The organism is Rhizobium leucaenae USDA 9039, assembly GCF_000426285.1.
GTDB lineage: Bacteria > Pseudomonadota > Alphaproteobacteria > Rhizobiales > Rhizobiaceae > Rhizobium > Rhizobium leucaenae.
In genome coordinates, this window is the sequence record NZ_AUFB01000012.1 from 70663 (window position 1) to 90015 (window position 19353).

General features: G+C 59.8%; 18 protein-coding genes and 2 pseudogenes. 13 read left to right on the forward strand and 7 right to left on the reverse strand.

Annotated elements, in window-relative coordinates; all coding sequences use genetic code 11:
* The first annotated feature begins 97 nt into the window (after positions 1-97).
* The 6 genes from K290_RS0118720 (at position 98) to rsmA (ending at position 7745) form a co-directional block, all read left to right on the forward strand.
* Positions 98-1273 carry an LptF/LptG family permease gene (locus K290_RS0118720; RefSeq protein ID WP_028753364.1) on the forward strand — a complete coding sequence of 392 codons (1176 nt, stop codon included), beginning with the start codon at positions 98-100 and terminating at the stop codon, positions 1271-1273.
* On the forward strand, positions 1270-2355 hold the full coding sequence (gene lptG, locus K290_RS0118725; protein WP_028753365.1) for an LPS export ABC transporter permease LptG: 1086 nt from the start codon (positions 1270-1272) through the stop codon (positions 2353-2355). The genes K290_RS0118720 and lptG overlap by 4 nt, the downstream gene beginning before the upstream one ends.
* Positions 2356-4731 carry an LPS-assembly protein LptD gene (locus tag K290_RS0118730; RefSeq protein WP_028753366.1) on the forward strand — a complete coding sequence of 792 codons (2376 nt, stop codon included), beginning with the start codon at positions 2356-2358 and terminating at the stop codon, positions 4729-4731.
* Positions 4732-4989: 258 nt separating this feature from the next.
* Positions 4990-5883 (forward strand): peptidylprolyl isomerase, encoded by an 894-nt coding sequence (locus tag K290_RS0118735; RefSeq protein WP_245276585.1) that lies wholly within the window; start codon positions 4990-4992, stop codon positions 5881-5883.
* 9 nt (positions 5884-5892) lie between these two features.
* Positions 5893-6918: a 4-hydroxythreonine-4-phosphate dehydrogenase PdxA gene (pdxA, locus tag K290_RS0118740; RefSeq protein ID WP_028753368.1), complete on the forward strand. Its 1026-nt coding sequence runs from the start codon at positions 5893-5895 to the stop codon at positions 6916-6918.
* Positions 6918-7745 carry a 16S rRNA (adenine(1518)-N(6)/adenine(1519)-N(6))-dimethyltransferase RsmA gene (rsmA, locus tag K290_RS0118745; protein ID WP_028753369.1) on the forward strand — a complete coding sequence of 276 codons (828 nt, stop codon included), beginning with the start codon at positions 6918-6920 and terminating at the stop codon, positions 7743-7745. The genes pdxA and rsmA overlap by 1 nt, the downstream gene beginning before the upstream one ends.
* Before the next feature lie 7 nt (positions 7746-7752).
* Here the strand turns inward: rsmA and gmk are convergent, their stop codons facing one another.
* The 7 genes from gmk to fabD all read right to left on the reverse strand — a co-directional run bounded on the left by gmk (position 7753) and on the right by fabD (position 14461).
* A complete protein-coding gene (gene gmk / locus K290_RS0118750; RefSeq protein ID WP_028753370.1) occupies positions 7753-8415 on the reverse strand; it encodes a guanylate kinase in 663 nt (220 codons plus the stop codon).
* A 3-nt stretch (positions 8416-8418) separates the two neighbouring features.
* Positions 8419-9306, reverse strand: a complete 888-nt coding sequence (locus K290_RS0118755; protein ID WP_028753371.1) for a YicC/YloC family endoribonuclease — start codon at positions 9304-9306, stop codon at positions 8419-8421.
* Positions 9307-9409: 103 nt separating this feature from the next.
* The gene (gene mltG / locus K290_RS0118760) at positions 9410-10624 is read right to left on the reverse strand and encodes an endolytic transglycosylase MltG (RefSeq protein WP_028753372.1); all 1215 of its coding nucleotides are present in this window, start codon (positions 10622-10624) and stop codon (positions 9410-9412) included.
* Between the two features lie 217 nt (positions 10625-10841).
* On the reverse strand, positions 10842-12104 hold the full coding sequence (fabF, locus tag K290_RS0118770; protein ID WP_028753373.1) for a beta-ketoacyl-ACP synthase II: 1263 nt from the start codon (positions 12102-12104) through the stop codon (positions 10842-10844).
* A gap of 114 nt (positions 12105-12218) precedes the next feature.
* Positions 12219-12455 carry an acyl carrier protein gene (locus K290_RS0118775; protein ID WP_003547058.1) on the reverse strand — a complete coding sequence of 79 codons (237 nt, stop codon included), beginning with the start codon at positions 12453-12455 and terminating at the stop codon, positions 12219-12221.
* Between the two features lie 294 nt (positions 12456-12749).
* Entirely contained in the window at positions 12750-13487 is a 738-nt protein-coding gene (gene fabG / locus K290_RS0118780; protein WP_028753374.1) for a 3-oxoacyl-[acyl-carrier-protein] reductase, read from the reverse strand.
* Positions 13488-13516: 29 nt separating this feature from the next.
* Positions 13517-14461, reverse strand: a complete 945-nt coding sequence (fabD, locus tag K290_RS0118785; RefSeq protein ID WP_028753375.1) for an ACP S-malonyltransferase — start codon at positions 14459-14461, stop codon at positions 13517-13519.
* Between the two features lie 194 nt (positions 14462-14655).
* On the opposite strand from fabD, the gene K290_RS0118790 reads away from it, so the two are divergent.
* The 7 genes and pseudogenes from K290_RS0118790 to rpsR all read left to right on the forward strand — a co-directional run bounded on the left by K290_RS0118790 (position 14656) and on the right by rpsR (position 19306).
* Entirely contained in the window at positions 14656-15699 is a 1044-nt protein-coding gene (locus K290_RS0118790; protein ID WP_028753376.1) for an aldo/keto reductase, read from the forward strand.
* Between the two features lie 249 nt (positions 15700-15948).
* Positions 15949-16314: pseudogene (locus tag K290_RS34500) on the forward strand (nuclear transport factor 2 family protein); the annotation flags it as partial.
* Positions 16292-16447, forward strand: a pseudogene (locus K290_RS38395) (transcriptional regulator); the annotation flags it as partial. The pseudogenes K290_RS34500 and K290_RS38395, both read left to right, overlap by 23 nt.
* Positions 16448-16630: 183 nt before the next feature.
* Entirely contained in the window at positions 16631-17077 is a 447-nt protein-coding gene (locus K290_RS0118800; RefSeq protein ID WP_028753377.1) for an SRPBCC family protein, read from the forward strand.
* Positions 17078-17233: 156 nt separating this feature from the next.
* Entirely contained in the window at positions 17234-18292 is a 1059-nt protein-coding gene (locus K290_RS0118805) for an adenylate/guanylate cyclase domain-containing protein (RefSeq protein ID WP_028753378.1), read from the forward strand.
* Positions 18293-18598: 306 nt separating this feature from the next.
* The gene (rpsF, locus tag K290_RS0118810; RefSeq protein WP_028753379.1) at positions 18599-19045 is read left to right on the forward strand and encodes a 30S ribosomal protein S6; all 447 of its coding nucleotides are present in this window, start codon (positions 18599-18601) and stop codon (positions 19043-19045) included.
* 12 nt (positions 19046-19057) lie between these two features.
* Positions 19058-19306, forward strand: a complete 249-nt coding sequence (gene rpsR, locus K290_RS0118815; RefSeq protein ID WP_004122103.1) for a 30S ribosomal protein S18 — start codon at positions 19058-19060, stop codon at positions 19304-19306.
* Positions 19307-19353: the final 47 nt, after the last annotated feature.

Here is a 19353-nt window from a genome sequence, read left to right on the forward strand (position 1 = left end):
TTTTGCGAGTGGGCTGTCGCCAAAAAAACGCAAACGGCGTAGAGGAGGATGAATCTCTGCCGGCTCAAACCGCGGAGCGTTGCGTTTAAGGGCCGGCATGAAGTTATTCGAAACATATATCGTACGGCGTGTCGGCATGATGTTCCTGGTAGCGCTGCTGCCGGTGCTCGCCATCATCTGGACAACCCAGGTGCTGCAGCGGATCAATCTGGTGACCGATAGCGGCCAGTCGATTGGCTCATTTGCCAAGCTCGCGACGCTCATTCTGCCGACGATCATTCCAGTGGTCCTGCCTTTCGCTCTGGTGATCGGCATCACGCAGACGCTGACGGCAATGAACAGCGATTCGGAGCTGACTGTCATGGAGGCGGCAGGTGCGCGACGCAGCATTATCATCCGCCCGATCATGATTCTCGCGATAGCGATCAGCGTCTTCTCATTCGTGGTCGACAATATGGTCGAGCCGAAGGCGCGTGTCGCCGCCCGCGAAATGGTCGCCGAAGCCTATGCCGATCTGCTCTCGACCGTTATCGAAGAGAAGAATTTCCGGCGTATCGAAGACGGGCTTTATGTGCAGATCACCCAGCGCATGTCGGGACGAATCCTGAAGGGCTTGTTCGTGGTGGATTCACGCGATCCCGCTTTCGATCTCATCTATTACGCCAAGGAAGGCGCCGTCGATCCGAGCGGCACATCGCTGCTGATGAAGGACGGCGAGGTCCACCGCAAAACGCCTGACGGCAACGTTTCCGTCATCAATTTCGACTCCTATTCCTTCGATCTTTCCGACATGACGCAGAGCCGCGGTCAGGCAACCCTGCGCGCCGGCGACCGCGGTCTAGGCTTCCTGCTGAACCCGGATCCGAATGATCCGGATTATAAAGCGAAACCAGGCGGCTACCGCGCGGAGTTACACCGGCGTCTCACCGACTGGGCGTTGCCGGCAATCTTTGCCCTGATATCCCTGGTGATCGCAGGCGATGCGCGATCCCATCGCGAAGCACGACTGCATCCGATGGTGTCGGCGCTCACAATTGCGTTTGCCTTGCGCTGGGCGGATTTTTATGCGGCGAACCAGATCGAGAATGCTCCCGTTTTCATCGGCGTTCTCTATGCGGCCAACATCTGCGCGGCTTTGATTGCGACCGCCCTGCTGTTCAGGAACCGTAAGATGTCGGTGCCGACGTCGATCCGCAACCGCCTTAGCAATTGGCGGCAGAAGATCCAGGATCGCATGCCGGCGCCCGGCAGCTCCAATGGGGGCGGAGCATGATCTTCAATACGCTCGGCCGCTACTTCTTCATGCGTTACGTCGTGACAACCTTCTGGTTTTTCCTCGGCGTGATCTCGATCGTCTATCTCGTCGACTTCAGCGAGACCGCCGGCCGGCTTGCCGGGCTTCCCGGATACACGGTCAGCCTCGGCTTGCTGATGACGGCGGTCAGACTGCCGTTCATCCTGCAGCAGACGGTACCGTTCATCGCCCTGTTCGTCGGCATGACGGTGCTGATTGCGCTCAACCGGCGTCGCGAACTCGTGATTGCCCGTGCAGCCGGCATCTCCGTCTGGCAGTTTATGACGCCCTTCGTGATCGGCGCCTTCTTCGTCGGCCTCCTCACGATGTTTGCTCTCAATCCGATTGCGGCATGGGGACAAAAGCAGGCGGAAACGATGGAAGCCGACCTGCGCGGCGACCCGTCCTATCACAACACACTTTCGATCCCGTGGCTGCGCCAGTCGAACGGCAAAGACGACGTGATCATTGGCGCCAAGGCTGTTCTCGACAACGGTACGACGCTGATGAACGTTGTGTTTATCCACTTCGATTCACAGGGGAATATCGTTCTCAGGCAGGACGCGCAGTCGGCAAAGTTGGAAGATGGTTACTGGCTTCTTAACAGCGTCGTCGAGCGCAGACCCGGCGAAATTCCCGATCATAAGAGTACGGTACAGGTTCGTACGAATCTGAAACAGGATTTCGTCTCCGAGCGTTTGGCACAGCCGGAAACCATTGCTTTTTATGATCTTTCTAATCGAATTAAGATAGCAAAGTCTTTTGGCATCTCAACCAAAGCGCTTGAGACCCAATTTCACTCCCTGCTGTCGCAGCCGTTCCTTTTGGTGGCGATGACTCTGATCGCAGCCACCGTCTCGTTAAAATTCAGTAGATTCAACCAATCGCGCTCCGTGATTCTGGGTGGAATCCTCTCAGGCTTCGTGCTTTATGTTGTCACCGTGCTGGTAAAGGCATTCGGGAGCAGCGGAGTGGTTCCTCCTTTCGTGGCGACATGGATACCCGTGATCGTCGCTTTGGCATTCGGAGCAACGATCCTGCTTCATCAGGAGGACGGCTAAGTGGCGGCAGGCAACCGCAAGAGTACTAGGAAATTTGTCGCTGCCCTCGTCATGGGCGCGGCTGCGTATGCATTTGTCGTGAGCCCGGTCGTAACTTACGCCCAGGACAACAATAATAACGGCGGCGCTGGCGCTGCGACCTCTCCCGTTAAGGTCAAAGTGCCGGAAGGCTCCAAGCTGATCCTTTCGTCGAACGAACTGGTCTATAATAAGGATACTCAAATCGTCACCGCCAGCGGCGCGGTTCAGATCAACTATGGCGGCTACAAGATGGTCGCGCAGAAGGTTGAATATAATCAGAAAAGCGGACGGATGACGGCGATCGGCAATGTCGAGCTGATCAGCCCGGACGGCAACCGCATGTATGGTGACAAAATGGATGTCACCGACAGCTTCTCCGACGGTTTCGTCAACGCTCTGCGCATCGAAATGCCAGACAATACGCGCATGGCCGCCGAAAAGGGCGAACGTGTCGGCGGTAACCAGTTGATCCTGACAAAGGGTGTCTACACTGCTTGTTTGCCGTGCTCCGAGCAGGGCCGCGCGCCGCTGTGGCAGGTCAAGGCTCAGCGCGTGGTGCAGAACGGCGTGACGCATACCGTCCGTCTCGAGCATGCCCGCTTCGAACTGTTCGGTCAGCCGATCGCTTACGTTCCATGGATCGAAGTTCCGGACAATACGGTGAAGCGCAAGTCAGGCTTCCTGTTTCCCTCGATGAGCTACTCGGAGAACCTCGGCTTTGGCGTGAAGGTTCCCTACTACTACGTCATCTCGCCCAGCATGGACGCGACGATCAGTGCCACCGGCTATACAAGCCAAGGCTTGCTGCTCGAAGGTGAATTCCGGCAACGCTTTGAAAACGGTACGCATGTTCTGCGCGTCGCCGGTATCAATCAGATGAGTCCGGATCAGTTCACTGCCAATACAAGTGACGCCGAACATAAAACTCGCGGCGTCGTTTCGTCGAAGGCTGATTTCAGAATCAATCCTCGCTGGACATTCGGCTGGGACGTCATGGCGCAAAGCGATAATAACTTTTCGCGCACCTATGGCTTGCAAGGTCTCAGCCAGAGCACGCACACGAACGACATCTATTTGACGGGTCTCGGCAAGCGCAATTATTTCGATATGCGCGCCTTCTACTATGATATTCAGGACGCCGATGACAAAAGCACTGCTGAAAAGCAGCAAGCGGTCGTCTATCCAAGCGCCGACTATCACTATGTCGATCCGAACTCGGTCTATGGCGGCGAGTTGTCCGCGACGATGAATTTCACGCATTTGTCGCGTGACAAGACGTCTGTGCTCGACAACGTCAACAATCTCGGCGATTCCAGTCTGAACGACCGCTTCCTTGGTCTTTCGGGAAGCTATACGCGTCTTAGCACCGAATTGCAGTGGCAGCGTACCTTCACCACCGATCAGGGTCTGGTCCTCACACCGCTTGCGGCCGCTCGCGGCGACGTCTATGGCCTCGGCATGGACGCGCCTACCGGCGACTATTCCGGAAACTACGACACCAGCGATTACGCGACGCGCGGTATGGTGACAGCCGGTCTCGAAGCCAAGTACCCGTTCCTCATCACCACCAGCAACAGCACACATGTGTTCGAGCCGATCGCGCAGGTCTATGTGCGCCCTGATGAGCAACTTGCAGGACGGCTGCCGAATGAAGACGCCCAGAGCTTTGTGTTCGATGCAACCAACCTGTTCGATCGCGACAAGTTCTCCGGCTTCGACCGTGTAGAAGGCGGCACGCGCGCCAACCTAGGTTGGCGCTATACGGGCAGCTTCGACAGTGGCTATAAGTTGCAGCACATCTTCGGCCAATCGTACCAGCTTGCCGGGCGAAACTCATTCGCAACCGACGATCTGGTAGGTGCCGGGTCGGATTCGGGGCTTGAAACCACCCGCTCCGACTATGTCACGATGTTTGGCCTCACGACGCCGCAGGGCATCTCGCTTTCGCAGTCCTATCGCTTCGACGAAAAGGACTTCGCGTTCCGTCGCGGCGATACTCAGGTCGGCTTTGCAAACGACGACTTCCAGACCTCGGTGACCTACACCCATATCGCCGCTCAGCCGCAATATGGCTTCACCTCGGACCAGGACGAAATCCAAACCCGCGCCCAGATCAAATTCAAGAATTATTGGTCTGTCTTCGGCACCGTCAGCTACGATCTCAATGACAGCGAGATCACGCGCCAGGGCGTCGGTCTTTCCTATGAGGATGAGTGCACGATCTTCAGCGTTTCCTTTCTGGATAAGAAGGATTCGACAAACCAATCGGGAAGCGACTGGTCGATCGGCGCCCGCATAACGTTCCGTACGCTCGGCGACGTCAATCTTGGCAACGTCCAAGACGCGACGTTCTGATCAGTCAAATCCAAAGGGCCGGCCTTAAACCGGCCCTTTGCTTTGTATGGGACCGCCATTCCCCTCCTTGTCATTGTTTCGCCGCAAGGATTTTGCAATTCGTCGTGCTTGTTGTAGATATTGGCGCGAAATTGCCGTATTGCGCCGATGGCGTCTCAATGTGACGCAGTGCGGACAAAGACCTTTGGGAAGGGGTAGTTGATGTTCTCTGGAAAGACACCGATGCGCGCTGCGCTATTCGGCGCCGTAGCGTTGGTTATGGCCGCTTTTACGATGCCAAGCAGCGATGTTGCCTTTGCGGCAAGTGAAGTGAAGGTTGTCGTCAACAACACGGTGATCACATCAGGCGATATCGCCAAGCGCATCAACTTCCTGAAATTGCAGCACGCGAAAGGTGATCTCAACAAGCTGGCGCAACAGCAACTCGTCGATGAGACGCTGAAGCGTGCGGAAATCGCCCGCGTGCGCATGTCGGTATCGACGACAGACGTCGATAAAGCATTTGCTCGTTTCGCCACCAGCAATAAAATGTCACCGCAGCAGCTTGGACAGATCCTGGACAAGATGGGCGTCACCACCGATCACTTCAAATCCTATATAGCCATTTCCATGAGCTGGCCGCGCGTCGTCAACGCCCGCTTCGGCTCGAACGGCGGCAACCGCATGTCGAATGACGACCTTGTAACGCGCATGACGGAAAATAAGACGAAGCCGGTCACGACGGAATATTTCCTGAAGCAGATAGTCTTCGTCGTCCCGTCTGCTAAGCGCAACGCAATTCTCGGCAAACGCAAGGCCGAGGCGGAAGCATCGCGGGCCAAGTTCCCCGGTTGCGACCAGGCGAAAGTCTTTGCCGCAACAATGCATGACGTCTCCGTGCAGGACCTTGGCCGCGTGCTTGCTCCCGATCTTCCGGACGCCTGGAAGCCGCTGCTGGAGAAGGCAAAGGGCAATACGACCGATGCGATCGTGACCGACCGCGGCGTCGAATATGTCGCCATTTGCTCGCAGCGTCAGGTGAACGACGACGTCGCTGCCGCAGCCGTCTTCCGCGCTGAAGATCTCGGCAAGGCTAATGCCCAAGGCGTCAGCGCCAACGACAAGAAGTACATGGACGAACTGCGCTCCAAGGCGCAGATCCTCTATCGCTGATCGTTCCCGATGCCCTCGCGCCCTTCCCGCCCCCTTGCACTTACGCAGGGGGATCCAGCAGGTATCGGACCCGATATCACGCTCGCCGCCTGGCTTCGCCGCGGCGAGCTTGGCTTACCTCCCTTCCTGTTGCTCGGCGACCCAAAGGTCCTTTCGGCGCGAGCGCGTCAATTGAATCTAACCGTGCCGCTTCGTGAAGCCGATGCGTCGACTGCTTTCGGCATTTTTCGCGATGCTTTGCCGGTGTTGCCGATCGCTGCCGGCATGGATGTGGTTGCCGGCGAACCTCATGTGGTGACGGCCAAGGCGACGATCGCCGCCATCGAGATGGCGGTCTCGCTGAGCATGAAGGGAGAGACCTCCGCGGTCGTGACGAATCCGATCGCCAAGTCGGTGCTTTACGACGCCGGCTTCGGCTTTCCCGGCCATACCGAGTTCCTAGCCGATCTTGCGGCGCGCGCGACCGGCAAACCAGTGATGCCCGTGATGCTGCTCGCCGGGCCGAAGCTGCGGGCAATTCCCGTCACCATCCATATTCCGCTGAAAGATGTGCCGCAGGCGCTAACCTCGGATCTCATCATCGAGACCTGCCGGATCACCGACCACGACCTCAGGGCTCGTTTCGGCATTGCAGCGCCGCGGCTTGCAATTGCCGGCCTCAACCCGCATGCCGGCGAAAGCGGTGCTATCGGCAAGGAGGATGAGGAAATCATCCGTCCGGCAATCGACGTGCTGCGCAATGAAGGCATCGATGCCGTTGGGCCCCTCCCCGCCGACACGATGTTCCATGACGATGCGCGCCGTCGCTACGATGTCGCCGTCTGCATGTATCACGATCAGGCTTTGATTCCGGCCAAGGCGCTCGGCTTCGACGATTCCGTCAATGTCACGCTTGGCCTACCCTTTGTCCGCACCTCGCCGGACCATGGCACCGCCTTCGGCATCGCCGGCAAAGGTGGTGCCAAAGAGGACAGTCTCGTGGCGGCGCTCAAGCTGGCGAGCGAGATCAGCCGCGCGGCGGGAAGCAATCGCTGATGGCTGCACTCGACGGTCTGCCGCCACTTCGCGACGTCATCCAGCGTCACGGTCTCGACGCGCGCAAAGCACTTGGCCAAAACTTCCTGCTCGATCTTAATTTGACGCAAAAGGTTGCCCGCACTGCCGGAGCGCTGGACGGCGTCACCGTGTTCGAAGTCGGCCCGGGACCAGGTGGTTTGACGCGTGCCATCCTTGCGCTCGGCGCCGCCAAGGTTATCGCCGTCGAGCGCGATGCGCGCTGCCTGCCGGCACTCGCCGAGATCGCCGATCACTATCCCGGCCGGCTGGACGTCATCGAAGGCGATGCGCTGAAAACGGATTTTGCGGTGCTCGCGCCGGAAGGGCCGGTCAAGATCATTGCCAACCTGCCCTATAATGTCGGCACACAGTTATTGGTGAACTGGCTGCTGCCCGGCTATTGGCCACCCTTTTGGCAATCCCTGACGCTGATGTTCCAGAAAGAGGTCGGCCAGCGGATCGTCGCCGACGAGGAAGACGACCACTATGGCCGCCTCGGTGTTCTCTGCGGCTGGCGCACGAATGCGCACATGGCCTTCGACGTGCCGCCGCAGGCATTTACGCCGCCGCCTAAGGTAACCTCGACGGTCGTCCATCTGACGCCGAAGGAAAACCCGATCCCCTGCTCCGTCGACAATCTGGAAAAGGTGACGCAGGCTGCCTTCGGCCAGCGGCGCAAGATGCTGCGTCAAAGCCTGAAGCCGCTCGGCGGCGAAGCCCTGCTGCGGAAAGCCGATATCGATCCGCAGCGACGCGCTGAGACGCTTTCCGTCGAGGAGTTTTGCCGGCTGGCGAATTCTCTTTAATCGCTGTTCACAGCTTCGGCGTTTCTTCCAACAGGCCGCGAACGAAGTCGAACATTCCGTGACGGCGATCGCGGCGCAGGCGCTCGGCCTTGACGATCGACTGAACCGCATCGAAGGCGGCGGTCAGATCATCATTGATGATGACATAATCATATTCGCGCCAATGGGCGATCTCGGCTCTGGAATTGGCAAGCCGCGTGGCGATCACCTCTTCGGAATCCTCGGCGCGGCGGTGCAGGCGCGATTGCAGCTCCGTCATGGTCGGCGGCAGCACGAAGATCGAGACTACATCGGCGGGCATTTTCTCCTGCAGTTGCTGCGCGCCCTGCCAGTCGATATCGAAGAGCATATCGCGGCCTTCGGCCATCGCCGTTTCCACCGGCTCGCGCGGCGTGCCGTAGAAATTGCCATGTACCTCCGCCCATTCGAGCAGCGAGTCGGAATCACGAAGCCGCTCGAATTCCCGCAGCGAAACAAAATGATAATGTATGCCGGCAATCTCGCTCGGTCGTCGTTGCCGCGTCGTGACGCTGACGGAAAGACCGATCTGCTTATCGGTCTCCAACAGCGTACGCGCGATTGTCGATTTCCCCGCCCCTGACGGCGAGGAAATGGCGAGCATCAGCCCCCGGCGGGCAATCGAAATGGATGTGGATGTCGCCGGCTTCATGGCCTACTCCAAATTCTGGACCTGTTCGCGGAACTGGTCGATGACCACCTTTAATTCGATGCCGGCGGCGGTGACCGCTGCGGCATTCGACTTCGAACAGATAGTATTCGATTCCCGGTTAAATTCCTGTGCAAGGAAATCAAGCTTGCGTCCGATCGGTCCGCCTTTGGCGATAAGGTCGCGCGCTGCCGTCACATGCGCCTTCAGCCGGTCGATCTCCTCGCGCAGATCGGCCCTTGTGGCGATGAGAGCGGCCTCGGCATGCAGCCGGTCGCGATCGAGACCGGAAGTGCCATCCAGAAGCATGGCAACCTGCGCCGCCAGCCTCGCGGCGATCTCCTGCGGCGAGCGGGATGGATCGTTTTCCACCGTTGCCGTCAGCGTCTCGATGACCCCGACATGGCCGAGCAAGATTTTTCCGAGTGCCTGCCCTTCCGCGCAGCGCATATCGCTGAGGTCGCCAAGCGCGGCTTCAAGACCCGCCATGATCTCGCTGTCGCGTGCGGTAAGAGCCTCTTCGCTCTCCTCGGCTTCCTTGAACTCGACGATGCCGCGAATGGCAAGCAGCGTGTCCAGCCGCAGCGGCGCAGGGTCGACTACGCCGGCGAGCTGACCGCGGAGCGCCAGCACCGTCGCCAGCGCGTCCTGATTGACGACCGCTTCGACGCGGCTTTCATCGACGGATAGGGAGAGGCCGACCTGCAGATTGCCGCGTGAAAACCTGTCGGTGATAAGCTTGCGCACATCGGTTTCCAAGCGCTCTAGCCCTGGCGGCAGGCGCAGACGGAAATCGAGGCCCTTACCGTTGACCGATCGCAATTCCCATGCCCAACGAGAGCGCCCACTCGTTCCCTCACGCCGGGCAAAACCGGTCATGGACTGCAGTGCCATGCAAGCCTCCGATAATTTTCGTCCACGATCTCTCGACGATCATGGATCAATGCAAAGGTGAGACCACGCCGTGCGGCCGTTCGAAAGCACGGCGCAGCAGAGACTAATTCGTCTTCTTTTTCTGCTGTGTGGCCGCACCGGCTGTCACCCCGCTGTCGTCCGGCTGACCATCGACGGCGATCGCGCTGGGGTCCTCGCCCTTTTCCGCAACGAGCTTGCGCCAGCGTTTAACGTTGGCATTGTGATCTTCCAACGTCGCGGCGAAGACGTGGCCGCCTGAACCATCGGCAACGAAATAGAGATCTTGCGTCTTCCAGGGATTGGCAACGGCATCGAGCGCATCCTTGCCGGGATTGGCGATCGGCGTCGGCGGCAGGCCCTTGATCATGTAGGTATTGTAGGCCGTTTCTTTTTTGAGGTCCGATTGGAAGATCGGGCGATCGGCCGGTTTGCCGTCGCCACCGAAGAGCCCATAGATGACGGTCGGGTCGGATTGCAGGCGCATGCCCCTGCCGAGGCGGTTGAGGAAGACGGACGCCACGTGAGCGCGCTCATCGGCAAGCCCCGTTTCCTTTTCGACGATCGACGCCAGCGTGACCAGCTCCTGCTTATTTGTCAGCGGCAGCGATTGGTCGCGCTTGTCCCAGATCTCGTCGACCAGCTTTTCCTGCGCGGCCTTCATCTGATCGATGATTTCCGTACGCTTCGCGCCGCGCGTGAATTTATAGGTATTGGGCTCCAGGCTGCCTTCCGGCGGCAGGGCCGATGGCAGATCGCCTTCCAGCACCGGGTCGGCCTGCAGCTTGTTGAATATCTGCCGCACGGTCAGGCCTTCCGGCAAGGTCACCGAATAGAGGATCGATTTGCCGGATTTCAGCAACTCCATGATGTCCTTCATCGAGGCGCCGGCTTTGATCTCATATTCGCCGGACCGCAACGACTCGCCATTGTGCAGATGGGTTGCCGTCAGATAGCGGAAGATGCGGGCATCGGAGATGATGTTGCTGGCTTCGAGTCGGCTCGAAATCTCGGCAAGGCCCGCGCCGTTGCGCACGATGAAATTGGTGTTGGTCGTCAGCGGCCCGGGGTTCTGATAGGCGGAAATGGCGTAGTAGGTGCCGACGATCGCGAGAACGATCACGAAGACGACCAGCGTCATCAGAAAGTTCAGGAAGATCACCATCTGGCTGCGGGCTTTGCGCGAGCGCTTCGGCGGATCCGGAACACGCTCCGGACGCAGAGCTTCATTGGCCGATTTCGGGATGATCGGCCCCTTCTGCCCGTTCGGAGTTCCGTTGTTCTGGTTCGTATCGCTCACCGGCAGTCCCTTCATTTGTCATTGCCTGCTCTTTGACCAAGCAATGCGGCAAAAAACAGGTTCAGAAGATAAAGCGGAGCCTTGTGAAGATCCGCTTTCGACCGATCAGACATTACCGCGACGTGTCCCATGGGACACGAAAGAACGCAGTAACCTTCAAGGATGGCGCGCAGCCTTGCCGAAAAGCACTGCTGCTTTCCGGAACTACGCGCTGTTATTATGCCTCATAGCGACGCAGGACAAGGGATGCGTTCGTACCGCCGAATCCGAAGGAGTTCGACAGTGCAACATTGATGTCCCGCTTGCGGGCCTTGTGCGGAACGAGATCGATGGCCGTCTCCCGCTCCGGATTGTCGAGATTGAGCGTCGGCGGGGCGATATTGTCGCGAATGGCAAGCGTTGCGAAGATCGCCTCGATCGCGCCGGCGGCGCCCAGAAGATGGCCGGTCGCCGACTTGGTCGACGACATCGAGATTTTGGAGGCCGCATTGCCGACCAGCCGCTCGACAGCACCAAGCTCGATTGTGTCGGCCATGGTCGATGTGCCATGCGCATTGATGTAATCCACGTCAGCCGGCGTCAGGCCGGCGCGCTTCAGGGCCGACGTCATGCAGCGGAATGCGCCCTCGCCATCCTCGGACGGCGCAGTAATGTGATGGGCGTCGCCGGAAAGGCCATAGCCGACCACTTCGGCGTAAATCTTCGCGCCGCGTGCCTTGGCATGTTCCAGCTCTTCGAGAACGACGATGCCGGCGCCCTCACCCATGACGAAGCCGTCACGGTCACGATCGTAAGGGCGCGAAGCCTTTTGCGGATTGTCATTATAATCGGTCGACAGCGCCTTGCAGGCGGCAAAGCCGGCGAGCGAGATACGGCAAACCGGAGCTTCGGCGCCGCCGGCGACCATGACATCCGCATCGCCGAGCATGATCAGACGAGCAGCATCGCCAATGGCGTGCGCACCGGTCGAACACGCGGTGACTACGGCATGGTTCGGGCCGCGCAGCTTGTGGCGGATCGAGACCTGGCCGGAAACGAGATTGATGAGACGTCCCGGAATGAAGAAAGGCGAGATGCGGCGCGGACCTTTGTCGCGCAGGGTATAACCGGCTTCGACGATGCCTTCCAGGCCGCCGATACCGGAACCGATCATGACGCCGGTTGCGATCTGGTCTTCATCGGAGGTCGGATGCCAACCGGCGTCGTTCAGCGCCATATCGGCCGCTGCCATGCCGTAGACAATGAAAGGATCGACCTTTCGCTGCTCCTTCGGCTCCATCCAGTCGTCGGCATTGAACGTGCCGTCGCTGCCATCACCGACCGGAACACGGCACGCGATTTTCGCGGCGAGATCCTCCACCTCGAATTCCGTCACAAGACGCGCGCCGTTATAGCCGGCGATCAAGCGCGACCAGGACACCTCAGTGCCACAGCCCAAAGGTGATACCATGCCGGTACCCGTGATAACGACACGTCTCATCGCCCGCAGACCCCCGTCTTTTTATAATGCCATGCGTATGAATATGATCCGTCCGACCCGGCCGGACGAAATAGGGCGGACTCAGAGAGCCCGCCCGTCACAAAGCGCAAAGGATTAGGCCTGAGCCTTTTCAATGAACTTTACCGCATCGCCGACCGTCAGGATCGAGTCGGCAGCATCGTCAGGAATTTCGACGCCGAATTCTTCTTCGAAGGCCATGACCAGTTCGACCGTGTCGAGCGAGTCCGCGCCCAGGTCGTCGATGAAGCTTGCGCTTTCAACAACCTTGTCGGCGTCGACGCCAAGATGATCAATAACAATTTTCTTTACGCGTTCTGCGATATCGCTCATGTCGGTTTCCTCGACCTTATTTATGTCCTGATCAGAATGCCGTGTGGCATCCCTACCCTGTTCAAGCCTGCAACGCCTGCATGGCGCCGCTGGCAAACCCGTTCAACCCGGCCTTCACATCTGGTCCGGCCGCCGTACACGCGGCCCGGTCCGTCTGCATTTTCGGGGCGACTGATCACAGTCATGGCCCGCTTAACACGGTTTAAGTCTGTCGCAAAGCCAGAAAATCGCCGCTTCCAGGTTGCTCAACATGCTATTGGAGGGGAAAGTTCCCCCCAAGAGACTTTTCCTTTTTCAGATCATCGCCATGCCACCGTTGACGTGGATCGTCTGACCGGTGACGTAGCTTGCTTCGGAGGAAGCGAGATAGGCGACGGCGGATGCGACTTCGGCGCCGTTGCCCATGCGCTTCATGGGAATGGCGCCCATGATCGCCTCTTTCTGCTTGTCGTTCAGCTTGCCAGTCATGGCGCTTTCGATGAAGCCGGGTGCGACGCAGTTGACCGTAACGTTGCGGCTCGCGATCTCCTGCGCCAGCGACTTGGTGAAGCCGATCATGCCGGCCTTGGAAGCGCAGTAATTGGCCTGGCCGGGATTGCCGGTGACGCCGACGACGGAGGTGATGTTGATGATGCGACCATAGCGGCGGCGCATCATCGGATGGGTCAGCTCCCGCGTCAGGCGGAAAACAGCGGTGAGATTGACTTCCAGAACCGCATCCCAGTCCTCGTCGCTCATGCGCACGAAGAGACCGTCCTTGGTGATGCCAGCATTGTTGACCAGGATGTCGACGCCGCCGAGTTCTTCCTCGGCCTTGGCGCCGAGTGCCTTGACCTCATCGCGATCGGAAAGGTTGGCCGGAAAGATCTTGACGCAGTCGCCAAGTTCGGCGGCCAGAGCTTCGAGCTTCTCGACGCGCGTGCCGTGCAGGCCAACGATGGCGCCCTGCTTATGCAACATCCTTGCGATCTCTTCGCCGATACCACCGGAAGAGCCGGTTACCAGGGCCTTGCGGCCGGTCAAATCGAGCATGTGGTGTCCCTCGTTCCTTAATTTCTGTATCAGCCAAGCAAGCTGGCGAGAGCGGTGTCGATATCGGTCGTCGTGTTGACGGCGATGCCGTTCACCGATTTGTCGATGCGCCGGGCGAGGCCTGTCAGCACCTTGCCGGCGCCGATTTCATACAATGTTGTCACATTGTTGGCGGCAAACCATTCCACCGTCTCGCGCCAGCGCACCTGGCCCGTAACCTGCGCGACCAGCAGATCGGCGATTTCGCCGGCGTCCGTCACCGGTGCGGCGCGGACATTGGCGACGACAGGCACGACTGGATCGGATTTTGCAACCTCTGCCAGAGCCGCGCGCATCGCCTCGGCTGCGGGCGCCATCAGCGAGGAATGGAAGGGGGCGGATACGGGCAGCAGAATTGCGCGCTTGGCACCTTTGGCGGTCGCAAGCTCGGCAGCCTTTTCGACCGGGGCCTTCTCACCGGAAATGACGATCTGACCGCCGCCGTTGTCATTTGCGATCTGACATGCGCCGATCGCCAAAGCTTCGGTGCAGATGTCAATGACGTCTGCATGTTCCAAACCGATGATCGCCGCCATGGCGCCGACGCCGACCGGAACCGCCGCCTGCATGGCATTGCCGCGAATGCGCAACAGCCGCGCCGTATCGGCGAGCGAGAAAGTGCCGGCCGCACAAAGCGCCGAGTATTCGCCGAGCGAATGACCGGCGACATAGGAAACTTTGCTTTTCAGATCGAAGCCGCGCGCCTTGAGAACGCGCATCACGGCGATCGACACGGCCATCAGCGCCGGCTGCGCATTCGCCGTCAGCGTCAGCCTGTCGTCCGGGCCGTTGAAGATGATGTCGGAAAGCTTTTCACCGAGCGCTTCGTCGACTTCTTCGAAGACGGCGCGCGCTTCGGCGAAATTGTCGGCGAGATCCTTGCCCATGCCGACGGTCTGGCTACCTTGACCGGGAAATGTGAAAGCAACAGTCATTATATCAAGCTTCCTTCGGGGGTCGTTTCGCTTCCCAATGACATTGTTTCCGGTGGAGTCAATAGTGCAGCCCCTGCAGTCACTGCCTTTTGCGTTTGCGAGGAGTTTCTATTTTCTTCTTGCGCTTGCTCATTTCCCACCTAGATTTACGCGATCCTTCCCCAGACCTTTTCCGCAAGCATCAAGGTTTTCCCATGAACTATAAGAATTTAGGCCGCACCGATATTTCGGTTTCGCAGATTTGCCTGGGCACGATGACCTGGGGCACACAAAACAGCGAGGCCGAGGCGCACGAACAGATGGACTATGCCCTTTACAAGGGCGTCAATTTCTTCGACACGGCTGAGATGTATCCGACGACGCCGGTCGGCGCGGAAACCCAAGGCCGCACCGAGGAATATATCGGCACCTGGTTCGAAAAGACCGGCAAGCGCAGGGATATCGTTCTTGCCACCAAGGTTGCAGGCCCCGGCCGCGATTATCTGCGCGGCGGCCAGGGTGCGGATGCCGCCAATATTCGCGCGGCCATCGACAGCAGCCTGAAGCGGCTGAAAACCGACTATATCGATCTCTATCAGGTGCATTGGCCGAACCGCGGCCACTTCCATTTCCGTCAGAACTGGCGCTACAACCCCTTCACGCAGGACCGCGAAAAAGCGGTCGCCAACATCGCCGAAATCCTGGAGACCATGGGCGAGTTGGTGAAGGCCGGCAAGATCCGCGCCATCGGCCTCTCCAACGAGACGACCTGGGGCATCCAGAAATACCTGACGATCGCCGAGCAGAAGGGCCTGCCGCGCGTCGTCTCGACGCAGAACGAATACAATCTGCTCTATCGCCACTTCGATCTCGATCTCGCCGAGCTGTCGCACCACGAAGATGTTGGCCTGCTCGCCTATTCGCCGCTCGCCGGTGGTATTCTCAGCGGCAAATATGTCGGCGGCGCACGCCCGGCCGGCTCGCGCGGCTCGATCAATCCCGACATCGGCGGCCGTCTGCAGCCGCTGCAGGAGCCGCCGGTCAAAGCCTATCTGGAGATATCAGCCAAGTATCATCTCGATCCGGCCAAGCTGGCGCTCGCCTACTGCCTCACCAAGCCCTTCATGACCTCCGTCATCATCGGCGCGACGTCGATGGCCCAGCTCGAAACCGACATCGCATCGGCCTATGTCACGCTGCCGGAAGAGGCGATTGCCGAGATCGAAAAAGTACACCGGCTTTATCCGATGCCGATGTAAGGTTCCAAAAAGCGCCTTGCCTCGATGGCGGGGCGCGATCCCAACTGCGCCCGCTCCTATGGCCGAACAGGGCGCAAATATGACCTCTGATGTAATTGAGACACGTCCGACCGGCGCGTAGCTTCAGGGCATCTCTACAAGAGATCGGCACCGAACCGGTGCCGCAGAGAAATAGACATCAAGCGCCGGCGGTTTCACCCCGGGCGCTGCAGCCTCTTGTTGCCCCAAGCACACGTCCGGAGACAGACGATGAATGAGATGATTTTCAGCAAGCGTGAAACCCCAGACTGGCTGCTGGCCTTCTGGAAGGAAATCGACGGCAAAACCTTCGGCAGCGGCTTCGACTGCTTCGCGGAAGATGCCACTGCCAATTTAGGCGTTGCCGAATGGAGGGGCCGTGAGACGATCCGCGAAAGCCTGCGCGCGTTTATCGATACCGGATTTACCCCCCTCCATGATGTAACGGAATATTGGGACGGCGGGCTCCTCAAGGTTTTCCGCGGCTTCGTTACGATGACACCGGACGATCCGAACCGCCCGGTCGTCAAGCCCGTTATGACGCACTTCTTCTACATGGACGAGGCCGATCAGCAGCACACCCGTCGTTCCATTGGCCTTTGTGAAGGACGACCAGAGCCTCAACTTCTTTTCATTGGTGACGACAGTCGGCACCCCGATGACCATCGCGTCGCAGGAACTCAGGCTCGAATGCATGTTCCCGACGGATCAGCAGACCGAACGTCTCTAGGTCGAGATGATGAAGAATGCGCCAATGCCGATATTTCCCGCAGATCACTAGCGAATTGAGCGGCACCTTGTTGAGGGCGAGCCCGCCCCCTACATGCTGTTGCATGAGGACGTTCCGCGATAGGATGCGCCTGCTCAATCTCCGCCTCCGGTGAGGCACGCTATGCAACCAAAGGAGAGACCGATGCAAGAGCCGCTCGTCGTCCGCCAGGAAAGGCGCATCCCGGCACCACCAGCCGCTGTGTTCGCCCTGCTGACCGATCCGGAAAAGATTTTGCGCTGGATGGGTACGGAGGCACAGATCGAGCCTCAGCCCGAAGGACTCTATCTCGTCAACGTCACAGGCGCTCGCTTCGCCCGCGGTTCGTTCCGCGAGGTGGTGCCGGTACACCGCCTGGCCTACAGCTTCGGCTGGGATGGCAGCGAGGTGGTTCCGCCGGGATCGAGCCTGGTCGAGATCGACCTGATCGAGCAGCCGGACGGAACGCTGCTGCGCCTCACCCATACCGGCTTGCCCAATGCCGAACAATGCGCAGGCCATGCGGAGGGCTGGAACCACTATCTCGGACGGCTGGCCGAGGCTGCAGCCGGGCGTGATCCAGGTCCGGATATCATGGCCGGCAGAAAATGATCGTTTCCTGTTCCCGTATGCATCGGTCCTGGGCTGATTGCAGTTCCCGGCGAACCTGCAGGCGTTGCAGCGGCGCAACTCGAAACTGACATCACACGCAAAAGGGACCAGCCCAACGGCGGATGACAGCCTGCGGCTGCCGTGGCATGATCAGACATGGATTTGCCCCTCCCCCTTGCCTGGCTGGTTGACGAGGCCGATGCCTCTCCTGGCCCTGAACAGTTCCTGGCGGAACTCGGCGGCCGGCTGCTAGCTGACGGCCTGCCGCTTGCCGGCGGCGCGCTGTCGCTTGCGGTGCCGCATCCGATCATCGCCCGGCGCATCTGGCTGTGGCGGGCGGAAACCGGGACCGTGATCGAGGCATTCGGCTTCGTCGGCGGCCCACCCAGCCAAGCCGGACGCGAGTGGCTCGCCGGGCTTGGTCCGGTGCATGAAGACACAGTCGGCTCGGCTGCGGACAGTCCGGTGCTGGGCTGGGCGGGCCTCCGGCCGTTCGACACTGCCGAGGCCGGCCGTCTGCGGCAGGCGGCGCGCTTCGCCGCAGCGCCTTTAGGAGCCTTGGCCGCGCGGGCGGCGCTGGCAGCGTTGCTCGAGGCCTATCTCGGCCGGCGCAGTGCGGCGCGGGTGCAAGCTGGCGCGCTGCAACGCGGCACCGGGGAAACCATCCGCGCCGCACTGCTCTGCGCGGATCTGCGCGATTTCACCGCTTTGTCCGAGGCGACCGAGCCGGCGGCGATGATTGCCTCCCTCGACGCCTGGTTCGACCGTGTTGCCGGCGCGGTGCACGCTTTCGGCGGCGAGGTGCTGAAATTCATCGGGGACGGCGCGCTTGCGATTTTCCCGGTCACCGGCACGCCGGGTGAGGCCTGCGAGGCGGCGCTGCGCGCAGTGGCCGCCGCCCGCGCCGGCATGGTTCACCTCGATACGGTTCGGCAAACGCAGGGGCTGCCGCCGCTGCCTTTTGGTGCGGCATTGCATTTCGGCGAGATGTTGTGGGGCAATATCGGCGCGGCCGACCGGCTGGACTTTACCGCGATCGGCCCTGCGGTCAACTTGGTGAGCCGGCTCGAAGGATTATGCAAGCCCCTTGGTCGCAGTGTGCTCGTCTCTGGTGCGGTTGCGGCGGAGACGACAACCACTTTGATCCCCTTGGGCGAGCACCCGTTGCGCGGCATCGCCGACCCCTGCGCGGTCTTCACCTTGCCGGAGGATTGAGCCCATCGACCTCGGTTCGGGAGGAGCGTCCGCTGCCCGGCAGTGCAATTCGCCCCTTGCCTTTCGCGCAAAAATCCGTATAAGCCGCCCTGTTCGCAACCCGGTCTTCTGGCTGGTGGCTGAACGGAGGGCCGGTTTTCTTCATTGAAAATCGTTCGGAACGGAAGCGTTCCAGCCTCCCGTGTCTCCGCTCTCGACCGTCTCGGAAACGCTTTTCTTGCTTGGGGTCACCCTCTCAGGAGCAGTCGTTGAGGCTTAGCCGCCGAATATCGGGTTCAGACCAACGCAAGAAAGGCAAAGCTATCCATGGCTCTTTACGAACATGTATTTCTTGCCCGGCAGGATATTTCCGCTCAGCAGGTCGACGCCCTCGTAGAACAGTACAAGGGTGTTATCGAAGCTAACGGCGGTAAAGTCGGGCGTATCGAAAACTGGGGCCTCAAGTCCCTCACCTACCGCATCAAGAAGAACCGCAAGGCTCACTACGCCCTGATGGACATCGATGCACCGGCCGCAGCGATCCAGGAAATGGAACGCCAGATGCGCATCAGCGAAGACGTCCTGCGTTACATGACGATCGCTGTTGAGAAGCACGAAGAAGGTCCGTCTGCCATGATGCAGAAGCGCGACCGCGACGACCGTCCGCGCCGCGATGGCGATCGTCCGGAGCGCAGCTTCGGCGATCGTGGTCCGCGCCCGGATCGTGGTGACCGCGAAGACCGTCCGCGCCGTCCGCGCGAAGACCGCGTTTAAGGAGATTTGAGAATGTCTGAAGTTTCCTCCGCACCGGTCCGCCGTCCGTTCCATCGCCGCCGCAAGACCTGCCCGTTCTCGGGCGCCAATGCGCCGCGCATCGACTACAAGGACGTTCGTCTCCTGCAGCGCTACATTTCCGAGCGTGGCAAGATCGTTCCGTCCCGCATCACGGCCGTTTCCCAGAAGAAGCAGCGCGAACTCGCTCAGGCGATCAAGCGCGCTCGTTTCCTCGGCCTGCTGCCCTACGTCGTCGCTTAATAGCGACCGACGCAGAATGAATTAGAGGGAAGGCAGCAATGCCTTCC